Origin of the sequence: Saccharopolyspora sp. 7B, assembly GCF_020177435.1 — a bacterium.
In the GTDB taxonomy this organism is placed as follows: Bacteria; Actinomycetota; Actinomycetes; order Mycobacteriales; family Pseudonocardiaceae; genus Saccharopolyspora_C; species Saccharopolyspora_C gregorii.
Genome location: NZ_JAIUKC010000030.1, coordinates 40,328 through 50,702 on the forward strand (window position 1 = coordinate 40,328; position 10,375 = coordinate 50,702).

The 10,375-nt window shown below is 74.8% G+C and carries 10 protein-coding genes and 1 tRNA gene; 6 read left to right on the top strand and 5 right to left on the bottom strand.

All coding sequences use genetic code 11. The features are described from left to right. Positions 1-146: 146 nt before the first annotated feature. Positions 147-1,037: a CoA ester lyase gene (locus LCD33_RS06225; protein WP_224977610.1), complete on the bottom strand. Its 891-nt coding sequence runs from the start codon at positions 1,035-1,037 to the stop codon at positions 147-149. Between the two features lie 466 nt (positions 1,038-1,503). Between LCD33_RS06225 and LCD33_RS06230 the strand changes: the two genes are divergently transcribed. Genes LCD33_RS06230 through LCD33_RS06245 form a run of 4 tightly spaced genes read left to right on the top strand, consistent with a single transcriptional unit; the run spans position 1,504 to position 6,923 of the window. Continuing rightward, positions 1,504-3,444 (top strand): ATP-binding protein, encoded by a 1,941-nt coding sequence (locus LCD33_RS06230; protein WP_224977611.1) that lies wholly within the window; start codon positions 1,504-1,506, stop codon positions 3,442-3,444. Positions 3,445-3,470: 26 nt separating this feature from the next. After that, on the top strand, positions 3,471-4,922 hold the full coding sequence (locus LCD33_RS06235; RefSeq protein ID WP_224955569.1) for an ABC transporter substrate-binding protein: 1,452 nt from the start codon (positions 3,471-3,473) through the stop codon (positions 4,920-4,922). Between the two features lie 40 nt (positions 4,923-4,962). Further along, a complete protein-coding gene (locus LCD33_RS06240; RefSeq protein ID WP_224966062.1) occupies positions 4,963-5,979 on the top strand; it encodes an acyl-CoA dehydrogenase family protein in 1,017 nt (338 codons plus the stop codon). Continuing rightward, the gene (locus LCD33_RS06245) at positions 5,976-6,923 is read left to right on the top strand and encodes an iron-siderophore ABC transporter substrate-binding protein (RefSeq protein ID WP_224966061.1); all 948 of its coding nucleotides are present in this window, start codon (positions 5,976-5,978) and stop codon (positions 6,921-6,923) included. Before LCD33_RS06240 ends, LCD33_RS06245 begins: the two co-directional genes overlap by 4 nt. Before the next feature lie 24 nt (positions 6,924-6,947). Here the strand turns inward: LCD33_RS06245 and LCD33_RS06250 are convergent, their stop codons facing one another. The 3 genes from LCD33_RS06250 to LCD33_RS29580 form a co-directional block, all read right to left on the bottom strand. Beyond that, entirely contained in the window at positions 6,948-8,084 is a 1,137-nt protein-coding gene (locus LCD33_RS06250; RefSeq protein ID WP_224955566.1) for an MsnO8 family LLM class oxidoreductase, read from the bottom strand. A gap of 63 nt (positions 8,085-8,147) precedes the next feature. Beyond that, a tRNA-Cys gene (locus LCD33_RS06255) sits at positions 8,148-8,221 on the bottom strand. 83 nt (positions 8,222-8,304) lie between these two features. Continuing rightward, positions 8,305-8,394: a putative leader peptide gene (locus LCD33_RS29580; protein WP_374108108.1), complete on the bottom strand. Its 90-nt coding sequence runs from the start codon at positions 8,392-8,394 to the stop codon at positions 8,305-8,307. 115 nt (positions 8,395-8,509) lie between these two features. Between LCD33_RS29580 and LCD33_RS06260 the strand changes: the two genes are divergently transcribed. Then, positions 8,510-9,415, top strand: a complete 906-nt coding sequence (locus LCD33_RS06260) for a pseudouridine synthase (protein WP_224955565.1) — start codon at positions 8,510-8,512, stop codon at positions 9,413-9,415. Positions 9,416-9,460: 45 nt separating this feature from the next. Here LCD33_RS06260 and mftR read toward each other — a convergent pair whose 3' ends face one another. Then, the gene (gene mftR / locus LCD33_RS06265) at positions 9,461-10,072 is read right to left on the bottom strand and encodes a mycofactocin system transcriptional regulator (protein WP_224966060.1); all 612 of its coding nucleotides are present in this window, start codon (positions 10,070-10,072) and stop codon (positions 9,461-9,463) included. 81 nt (positions 10,073-10,153) lie between these two features. Here mftR and mftA point away from each other — a divergent pair, with 81 nt between their 5' ends. Further along, the gene (gene mftA, locus LCD33_RS06270; protein ID WP_224955563.1) at positions 10,154-10,261 is read left to right on the top strand and encodes a mycofactocin precursor MftA; all 108 of its coding nucleotides are present in this window, start codon (positions 10,154-10,156) and stop codon (positions 10,259-10,261) included. Positions 10,262-10,375: the final 114 nt, after the last annotated feature.

The window sequence follows — 10,375 nt, forward strand, 5'->3', positions numbered from 1 at the left end:
GCCCGGCCACCCCGCCCGGCCGCTCGGGCGCCACCTGCCGGTCGGCGCGGGGACGACGAACGCACCGCCCTCCTCCGGGGCGGTGCGTTCGTGCTTCCGGGCCGTTGTCCGATCGCCGGGCCGTTGTCAGATCGCCGAGGCCGTTGTCAGATCGCCCGGGCCGCCGCGGGGGCCGGGGCCGGCGCTCCGGTGGGGCGGGCGCGCTGCAGGTCGCCGCGGGCGCGGGCGGCGTCGGCCTCGTCCTCGCCGGTGCCGCCCGCCGCACCGGCGCGCGCCGCGCTGGCCTTGAGGACCGCGTGTGCCCAGGACAGCTCCTGCTCGGTCGGCGCGAACGCGTCGTTGATCGTGGCGATCTGCTCCGCGGTGACCGCGGCCTTCGAGGTGAACCCGGCGCGGGCGGCGCGCAGCGTCTCGGCCGCCAGCGCGTCCGGGTCCCCGCCGCCGAAGTGCGGCGAGTCGATGACGACGACGTCGGCGGACGTCGCGGCAAGTACCGCGGAATCGCGCACGGAGCGCATGGCCTCCGGGTCCCCCGGCGTGCCGAGGTCGGCGACCACGTCCGCCGCACCGACGAGCACGCCGACCACGCGGGTCTGCGAGGCGAGGATCCGCGGCAGGTTGCGCAGCCCGCGGGCGGTTTCGATCAGCGGCACCAGCATGGTGCGGCTGCCCGCCTCGAACAGCAGGTTCTCGATGACGCCGAGCGCGCCCGCGGATTCGGTCCGCGGCAGCACCAGCACGTCCGGCGCGACGTCCGCGGAGAGCAGCGCGGTCAGGTCGGCGAGGCCGACCGCCGTCGAGGCGGCGTTGATCCGCACCGCGGTCACCAGTTCGCCGGGCGGCGCCGCCGCCAGGTGCTCGATGACGAGGGCGCGGGCCGCGGATTTGTCCTGCGGCCGCACGGAATCCTCCAGGTCGAGGATCACCGCGTCGGCGCCGTCGCGCTCCGCCGAGTCGAACTGCTCCGGTCGGGTGCTGGGTGCGTACAACCAGCTGCGGGCGGCGCGCACCGCCGTCTCCACGTCTCCGTCAACCATGTCCGTTCCCCCCAGATCGACCGGTTCCGACGGTACGAGCCAGGTGGATCGACGGCCATTCGACGGCGGGGCGGGGCTGCGCGATTCATCCGCTCCGGGGACGTGCGGTGGTTCCGCTGCGGCGCAACGGTTCCGGCGTTCCGGGCACGGGTTCCGCCGCGACCGGAGCGGCGGATCTCGTGCTGCGACGGCGTTTCCGCGTTCCCGTGGTGCGGCCCGGTGATCGCGGACGGCGCGAGCGCGGCGGCACCGGAGCACCGCCGGGAGGACGCCCGAAAGGCGTACCAGCCGCGAACCGCCCCGATCCGTCGAGACCACAGTGGACGGTCTCGGAAGTGCCGCGCCGCCGGAACCCCGCTACCGCACCGCGACCGGCCTTCATTGACGGTGTGATCGCTTGTGACTACGCTGAGTGGCTGACCGGGGGAAGCAGTCGGTTCAACTGAATGAAGTCGGGGGGCTTCTCGTGGCACTGCGCGCAACCGCGACCGGCACGGGCGACGGGAGACACCTGTTCGGCCGCGAACCCGCGATGCGCCTGGTCCGGGAGTTCGCCGACCGGCCGGGACACGCCAGCAGGCCGCAACCCGTGCTGCTGTTCACCGGTCCGCGCGGCAGCGGCAAGACCGCGTTCCTCGACGCGCTCGCCGACCGCCTGCACGGGCAGGGCCCGTACGCCCGACTGGACTGCGAAGTGCTCGACCCCGCCCGGCTCTCCCTCGCGCACATCGCCGTCGAGCTCGACCGGCACGCACCCGACCCGATCGCGTTCCCCCGGTTCGTCGCCGGGCAGGTGGTCGCCGCCCAGCAGCTCGACGTCGACCCCGGCATCGCCCGCCTCGAAGCCGAACGCGCGCTCCTGGAGCACCGCCGCGCCGACCGGCTGCGCGCACTGCTCGGCGGCCTCCTGCCGCACGCCGAGCACGTCGGGCGGCGGCTCGCCGACGGGGTGCTGCGCGGGCTGGTGTCCTGGCGGCACGGGCACCGGGCGGTGCTCGCCGCCGACTGGTTCGGGCACCAGGACCGCGACCTCGGCCGGGACCCGCTGGACGTGCTCGTCGAGCTCAACCGGCGCGCCCGCACCCCGCAGAACCAGGACGACGCCCGCGACACCGGAGAACTGCTGTGGGCGGCGCTGCTCGCCGACCTGCGCGAGGAGTTCGACCGCGGGACGCGGCGCGCGCGGCGCGGGCTCAACTGCGCGCTGCTGCTCGACGACGTCGACTCCCCCGCCGCGAAGCCCCTCCTCGACGCGCTCGTGCGGGCCCGCAGGCAGTACGCCGCGCACCTGCCCGGCGGCTGCGACCCGCTGACCGTGGTGGCCACCAGCCGGGGGAAGCGCTCCGGCGCCGTCATCGCCACCGGCGAAGCGTCGCCGCTGCGCGACATCGAGCGGATCGAGGCGTCCGGGCCCGAGCCGTACTACACCGATTTCACCGAGCACGGCGGGAAACCGTGGTACCCGGTGCGGTTGCGCGACCTCACCCGGGACGAGATCGGCAACATGGTCGACGAGCTCGGCCGGTACGCCGGGAACCGGAAGAACCGGGTCGGCGCCGCGATCCTCCGCCTCACCGGCGGGCATCCCGGTGCGACCCGCAGGCTGCTGGAGGAGATCCGGGTCCGGCCGGGCGATCCGGTGGACCTGGGACCGCTGCTCGGCGACGCGCCCCTGCTCGGGCCGGGCGGCTCGTTCGGGCTCGCGGAGCCGTTCCGCGCCGGGCTCGCCGAGGAGGCGCTGCACGACCTGGTGACCTGCGCGGCCGCGCGCCACCAGGTCGAGGCGGAGCGGCTCGTCGCGCACAGCGGCCTCGCCGCCTCCCACGGCGCGCGGGCCGTGTTCGCCCCGGAGCTGTGGGTTCCCGCCGACGACGGGCACCACGTGCTGCCGCCGGTGCTGCGCCGGGTGCTGCTGCGGGAGCTCGCCGCCCGGCCCGAGCAGGAACCCGCGAACTGGACGGCGGTGCACACCTGGTTCCGCGAGACGCTCGCCGACCAGGGCGACGAGGTCGGCGAGCTGTACCACTCGCTCGCGGTCGGCGAAGTGGAGTCCGTGGCGCGGCGGCTCAACACGCTGCTGGCCTACAGCGACCTGCCGACCTGGCTGGATCTGCTCGCCGCGGCCACCGCCGCGCCCAACCGCCTCGACCACGCCGACCCGCAGCTCGACCAGGTGCGTTCGCTGGCCGACTGGACCCATCCCGGTGCCGCGCCGCAGGCCGCGGTCGCTCGGCTGGTCGCGGCGCGGTGGATCGCCGCCGATCCGCTCGGCGACAGCAGGCGGCACGCGCTCTACCTGGAGATCGCCGCCTGCTACGACGAGATCGCACCGCACTCCGGCAGCGGCCTGGCCACGCTGCGCGCCGAATCGGAGAAGTACCGCAGGTGGTCCGAACTGACCGACTGAACCGCGGCCACGAGGAGAGGATCAGCGTGAGCTTCGAACAGCCCCCGCGCCCCCGATGGGGTCTGCGCATCGCACTGGCGGCGGGCAGCGCGCTCGTCCTGGTGCTCGGCGTCGTCACCGTCGTCTGGGCCGTCGCCCCGTGCGACAGCGGGATGTCGCACGTGCGGGGCGAGTGCGTCGGCGTCACCGACGGTTCCGAGGTGTTCTCGCCCGAGCTGGAGGACGTGGAACGGCGGATCGCGGCCGAGAACGACCGGGTCGCCGACGACGACTTCGTCGTCACCGTCGCCGTGCTGATGCCGATGACCGCCGGGGAGGACGACAGCCTCTCCATCTCGCAGATCCGCTCCTACCTGCAAGGCGCGCACGTGGCGCAGGTCAACGCCAACCAGGACCGGCGCGGCCTGAAGGTCCGGCTGGCGCTGGCGAACGAGGGCCGCTACGAGCACGCCTGGAAGGAGGTCACGGAGCGGCTGGTCGACATGGTGGAGCCGGAGAACCTGGTGGCCGTCACCGGTCTCGGGCTCAGCTCCCCCGAAACCGCGCTCGGCGCGCGCGAGCTCGCCGCGGCGGGCATCCCCATGGTCGGCTACCTCAGCGCCGACCGGTTCAACAGCCTCCCCGGCGAGCACGGGCCTGCGATCGCGGGCCTGCACCGGGTGTCGCCGAGCATCGAGCAGGAGCTCGGCACCATCGCGGAGCACTTGGACGAGCTGGTCGGACCGCAGCCGACGGCCCTGCTGGTCCGCGACGGCAACGGCGACGACATCTACACCGCGGACCTGCGGGAGAACTTCCAGGAGAAGTTCGGCGCGGCGTGGCAGCGCAGCGGCCGGACCACCGGCTCCTACACGGGTGGACCGGACGCGTTCGGGCTCGGCACCCAGTTCGAGTACATCGCCGACCGGATCTGCACGTCGGAGGTGAACGTGGTGCTGTACGCGGGACGCAGCAACCTGCTGCCCGACTTCGTCGAGAAGGTCCGCAGGCGCGGCTGCGACCCCCACCGCCACATCACCATCATCACCGGCTCCGAATCCACCGACCTCCACCTGAGCGCCGACCCGGGCACCGCCCCGGTCTCGGTGCTCTACGCCTCGGTGGCCGATCCGGCGGCCCTGGCGGATGCGAGGAACCAGGACCGCCCGCTGTACACGGCCTTCACCGGTGCGCTGCACCGGCTGTTCGACGCGGACGCGCCGGTGTCGAACTGGAGCGTGCTGGGGCACGACGCGACGCTCGCCGCCGTCACCGCCGCGCAGCACGCGGTGGGCCGCCACCCTGGTGTGCCCACCACCAACGGGGTGCTGGCCCACCTGCGGCTGCTCAACCACGAGACGAACAGCGTCGCCGGGGCGAGCGGGCGGTTCACGTTCGACTCCGACAGCGGCGACCGGGTCAGCGGGAGCATCCCGGTGCTGCGCCGTTCCGGGGACGGGCAGGTGGAGGTCGTGGTGCCCGGCGGCGACGCGGGGTGACACCTTCACCCGCCCGTGGATCTTAGGCTAGCCTCACCCAGTGGTCTCCTTCGAACTCGCGCGGACCCTGGCCGACGAGGTGCTGTTCCCGGCGGCGGCCGAGGTCGACGCCGCGGGCGCGGTGCCGCGCTCCCACTTCGATCTGCTGGCCGAGCACGGTTTCTACGGCGCGGTCGCGCCCCACGAGCACGGCGGCCCGGAGCTCCCGCTCGACGAGGCCGGCCGGATCGTGGAGGCGCTGTCCGGCGGCTGCCTGAGCACCGCGTTCGTCTGGGCGCAGCACCACGGCGTGGTGCGCGGGCTGCTGAGCACCGAACGGACCGAACTGCGCGACCGCCACCTGGACGACGCGGTGCGCGGGAAGCTGCGCGGTGGCGTGTCGTTCGCCGGGGCCATCCCGCAGCCGCCGCGGCTGCACGCGGTGCCGGTGGACGGCGGCTACCGGTTCACCGGCGAAGCACCGTTCGTCAGCGGCTGGGGGATCGTGGACGTGCTGCAGGTGTCGGCGCGGGACGGCGACTCGGTCGTGAACGCCTTCCTCGACGCGCGCCCGGCGCCCGGGATCCGCGTCGAACCGCTCCGGCTGGTCGCGGCGCAGGCCACCGCGACGGTGCGGTTGTGGTTCGACGACCACTTCGTCCCGGCCAAGCGGGTGCTGGGCGTCGTCCCGCACTCGGCGGTGCTCGCCGCGCAGGCCGGGGCGGCCCGGCTCAACGGGGCGATGCCGCTGGGGATCGCGGGGCGCTGCGCCCGGCTCATCGCCGACACCGGGCGGCCCGAGGTCGCCGAACGGCTCGAAGCGGACCGGGACGCGGTGCGGGACGGGCTGGACGAGGCGTTCGCCACCGGCGCCGACATCGCACCGGCCCGGGCGGCCGCCGCCGAGCTGGCGCTGCGCGCCGCCGGAGCGCTGGTGACCGCGGCAGGCAGTTCCGCGCTGCTGCTGGGCGAGCACGGGCAGCGGCTGGTGCGGGAGGCGACGTTCACCCTCGTCGCCGCGTCCCGGCCACCCATCAAGGACGGCATCCTCGCGCTGCTGGCGGGAGGCGCGCGGTGAAGCGGATCGCGGCCGCCGCCCTGCTGCTCGGCCTCCTCGCCGGGTGTTCGCCCGCCCCGCAGGCCCCGGAGCGCACCGGGACCGAGGTGCGGCACGCGCTCGGCACCACGACGGCGCCCGCGCACCCGGCGCGGGTCGTCGCGCTGGGGCCCGCCGACGTGGACGCCGCGCTCGCCCTCGGCGTCGAACCGGTCGGCATCGGGTTGCCGCTGAGCGCGGAGGTCCAGCCGTGGCAGCGGCGGCCGGGCTGGGAACCGGTGACGCTGCGGCCCACCGACCAGGGCTACTCCACCGAGGCGATCGCCCAGCTGCACCCGGACCTGATCCTCGCGGGCAGCGACTACTACATCGACGGGGAGTACGCGGCGCTGTCCCGGCTCGCCCCGACCACCGCGTTCGAGACCGCACCGGACGAGGAACCGTGGCAGACCACCACCCGCCAGGTGGGGCGCGCGCTCGGCAGGCCCGCGGAGGCGGACCGGCTCGTCGCCGACACCGAGCGGCGCGTCCGCGAGGCCGCCGCCGCGCACCCGCAGCTGGCGGGCGCCGAGGTCGCGGTCACCCTCGGGCACAGCCCCGGCGGCCTCGGGGTGATCCGCTCCGCGCAGGACGTCACGGTGCGCACCTTGACCGAGTTCGGCATGGCGCTGTCCCCCGCGGCGGCGAACCTGCCCGGTGCAGCGTTCAACGCCCAGGTCAGCGCGGAGAACCTGGCGCGGATCGACACCGACGTGCTCATCACCGCGTACCCGAACCCGGCGGTGCGGCCGCAGATCGAGTCGCTGCCGGTGTTCGAGTCGCTGGACGCGGTGCGGGACGGCGGCTACCTGCCGCTGACGCAGGCGGACTGGCCGCTGCTGCGCCAGCCCGGTGTGCTCTCGCTGCCGTACCTCGTCGACCACCTGCTCCCCCGGATCGCGGACGCGGCCCGGCACCGCCGCTGAGCCCCGCCCGGGGCGTCGTGCGCGTCAGGAGCGGGACCAGGCCCCGGCGAGCAGTTCGTAGGAGCGCAGCCGGTCCTTCGGGTCGTGGGTGATGGTGGTGATGAGCAGTTCGTCGGCCCCGGTGACCCGCCGCAGCACCTCCAGCCGTTCCACGACGGTCTCCGGGGAGCCGACGATGCGGGTCTGTACCCGGTCGGCGACCCGGGCGCGTTCGGCCTCGGTCCAGTGGCGGCGGCGCGCTTCGTCCGGGCTCGGGTACGGCTGGGCGCCGTCGCCGTGGCGGATGTCGTGCACCCACCCGGCGAAGGGCGTGGCGAGTTCGCGGGCGGTGGCGTCGTCCTCGGCGACGAGCACGTCGGCGGACACGACGAGGTGTGGCCGGTCCAGCCGCGGGGAGGGCGCGAACGAGTCGCGGTAGGACGCGGCGGAGTCGAGCACGGTGCTCGGGGTGACGTGGTAGTTCGACACGAACGGCAGGCCGAGCTCGCCCGCCGCGCGGGAGCTGGGGCCCGCGCTGGCGCCGAGCACCCACACCTGCAGCGCCGCGTGCTCGGCGGTGATCGCGTGCGCTTCGCGCCCACCGCCGTCACGGAAGGTGCCGTCGAGGAAGGCCAGCACTTCCCGCACCTGATCCGCGTAGTCGGAGCGCCCGGTGTCGCCGAGCAGCAGGGCGTGCCCTTCGAGCTGTTCCACGCGGGCCTTCGACAGGCTGCCGCCGCGAGCGGTGCGCGGCACCGGAAGTCCGTCCACGTAGGCGGGTTCGGGCGCGGTGACCGGTGCGCTGTCGCCGGTGGCGGCCTTGGCGAATTCGACGTACTTGGCGAGGCCGGAGCGGCCGAGCCCGAGGTCGATGCGGTCCGGGTGCAGCTGGGCGAGGGTGCCGAAGTCCTCGGCGACCTGCAGCGGGCTGTGCTGGCCGAGCAGCACCGCCCCGGATCCGACGCGGATGTGCCGGGTCGCGGCGGCCACCGCGGCGATGAGCACCGCGGGGGAGGACGAGGCGACGCCGGGCACCAGGTGGTGCTCGGCGAGCCAGAACCGCCGGTAGCCCCACTGCTCGGCGTTCCGGGCGAGTTCGACGGTGTCGCGCAGCGCACCGCCCGCCGTGCCGCCGGTGGGGATCGGCGCGAGGTCGAGGATCGAGAGCGGTACCGCGGTCATCGCTTCCTCCAACGCACCGCCTCCCCTCGGGTTCGGGGGAGGCGGGCTGTCCACAGTGGATCGTGGAGGCGGAGGCGGGATTCGAACCCGCGTGCAGGGCTTTGCAGGCCCTTACCTGGCCTCTCGGTCACTCCGCCACGACCCGATCAGCGGCCGCAGCCGGGGATCGGGGACCAGAATCGTCCACATCGGACCCGAGTCGGGTCCGGGAGGTCGCTGCTCAGGGCAGCGCGGGCGCACAGATCGAGCTCGCGTGCCGCCGGAGGTCGACGTGCAGGCGAGCGAAGAAGAACCGCGCCTCGATGTCCACGCCACGATTCTTGCGCCGCACCCGCCGGGCGTCAACGGAGCCCGGTGGCGTCCCACTGGCTGGACGATCTCGGCCGGAACCGCAGCGCACGGGCCGCGCCGTACGCTGGCCGGTGATGCGACGCAAGCTCCGATCCCCCCTGCCGCAGCGCGACGGCCTCGACGCCGCGCGGCTGCGCACCCCCGGTTCGGGGACGTGGGCGACGATGCGCGACCACCTGGTCGAGCGGTTGCCGATCCCGGCCGGCGAGGTGGACCGGATGCTGCGCGAGCAGCGCGTCGCCGATCGGCACGGCCGGTTCGTGGACGCCACCACGCCGTTCGCGCCCGATGCCTTCCTGTGGGTGCAGCGGGAACTCCCGGCCGAGGTGCCGGTGCCGTTCGAGGTGGCGGTGCTGCACCGCGACGAGCACCTGCTGGTGGCGGACAAACCGCACTTCCTGGCCACCACGCCGCGCGGCGGGCACGTCGCCGAGACGGCGCTGGTGCGGTTGCGCCGCGCGCTGGAGCTGCCGGAGCTGAGCCCGGTGCACCGGCTCGACCGGCTGACGGCGGGCCTGGTGCTGTTCGCCGTGCACCGGGCCGCGCGGCGCGAGTACCAGCTGCTGTTCCAGGACCGCGCGGTGCGCAAGGAGTACGAGGCGATCGCGCCGCACGACCCGGCCCTGGAGCTGCCGCGCGTGGTGCGCAGCAGGATCGAGAAGGAACGCGGCGTGCTCCAGGCCCGCGAGGTACCGGGCCCGGTGAACGCGGAGACGCGGGTGGAACTCGTGGAGCACCGGGGCGGACTCGCCCGCTACCGGCTGCTGCCCGCCACCGGCCGCACCCACCAGCTGCGGGTGCACCTGGCATCGCTGGGCGTGCCGATCCTCGGCGATGAGCTGTACCCGGAGGTCCGGGAGCGGGCCGCGGAGGACTTCACCGATCCGCTGCGGCTGCTGGCCAAGGAGCTCGCTTTCGACGACCCGATCACCGGGGCCCCGCGCCGCTTCACCAGCCACCGCGCGCTGGAACTCCCCTGACCCGACCACGCGGCGGCGCTTGCCCCGAAGCCGGGCGCGGCGCGGTCAGGCGAAGCCGCGGGACAGGTCGCGGAGGGCGTCGTCCAGGACCGCGCACAGGTCGACCCCCGGCGTCGAGAGCCAGTGCTCGTAGGCCGCGAGCGCCGCGCCGAGGGTGGAGTGCGCGATGGCCTGCGGGCGCAGCGCGCTGACCGGTTCGCCGAGGCGGTCGGCGGCGAACTCGGCGACGACGGCGCGCCAGTCGGCGTAGCGCAACGTCGAGTGCGCCTGCAGCGCGGGCACCCGCAGGATCAGTTCGAGGCGGCGGCGGTGCCGCGCCGTCTCGGCCGGATCGACCCGGTTGAACTCGACGACGACCGCGCGGATCGCCGCCAGCGGCGGCTCGTCCGCGGGCCGGGCGCGGAACCGCTCCCGCATCACGTCGAGCCGTTCGGTGAACGCGCCCCACACCACGTCGTTCTTCGAGTCGAAGTAGCGGAAGAAGGTGCGCCGACCGATGCCGGCGGCCCGCGCGATGTGCTCCACGGTGGTGCGGTCGAAGCCGTCCGAGTCGAACAGCGCGAAGGCGACGCGTTCGAGTTCGGCGGGGCTGGTCGTGCGCCGCCGGCCGGGCCCCGTCGTTGGTCCGGAAGTGTGGTCGCGGGTCGGTCCGGTCATCGCCTCTTCCATTGTGACACCGGGTGCCCATATCGTGTGGCGGCCACCACATCGCAGTGAGTGATCGGGAGGAAGCATCCCATGAGCGAATCCCAGCACGACGCGACCGGCACCGCCCCGGCCGACGGGGTGGAGGACGACCTGCTCGTCGAGGAAGTGTCGATCGATGGCATGTGCGGCGTCTACTGAACCGGGCGGGGGGGGGGGGGGGGGGGGCCCCCCCCCCCCCCCCCCCCCCCCGCCCCCCCCCCCCCGGCGGCCCGGCGCCGGCCGCCCTCGCCCGGGGCGGAGCGCCCCACCCCC

Coding starts and splice junctions, on each gene's coding strand:
- LCD33_RS06225 (WP_224977610.1), bottom strand. CDS start 1,037: ATGGTTGACGGAGACGTGGAGACGGCGGTGCGCGCCGCCCGCAGCTGG.
- LCD33_RS06250 (WP_224955566.1), bottom strand. CDS start 8,084: ATGACCGCGGTACCGCTCTCGATCCTCGACCTCGCGCCGATCCCCACC.
- LCD33_RS06260 (WP_224955565.1), top strand. CDS start 8,510: ATGCGACGCAAGCTCCGATCCCCCCTGCCGCAGCGCGACGGCCTCGAC.
- mftR (WP_224966060.1), bottom strand. CDS start 10,072: ATGACCGGACCGACCCGCGACCACACTTCCGGACCAACGACGGGGCCC.
- mftA (WP_224955563.1), top strand. CDS start 10,154: ATGAGCGAATCCCAGCACGACGCGACCGGCACCGCCCCGGCCGACGGG.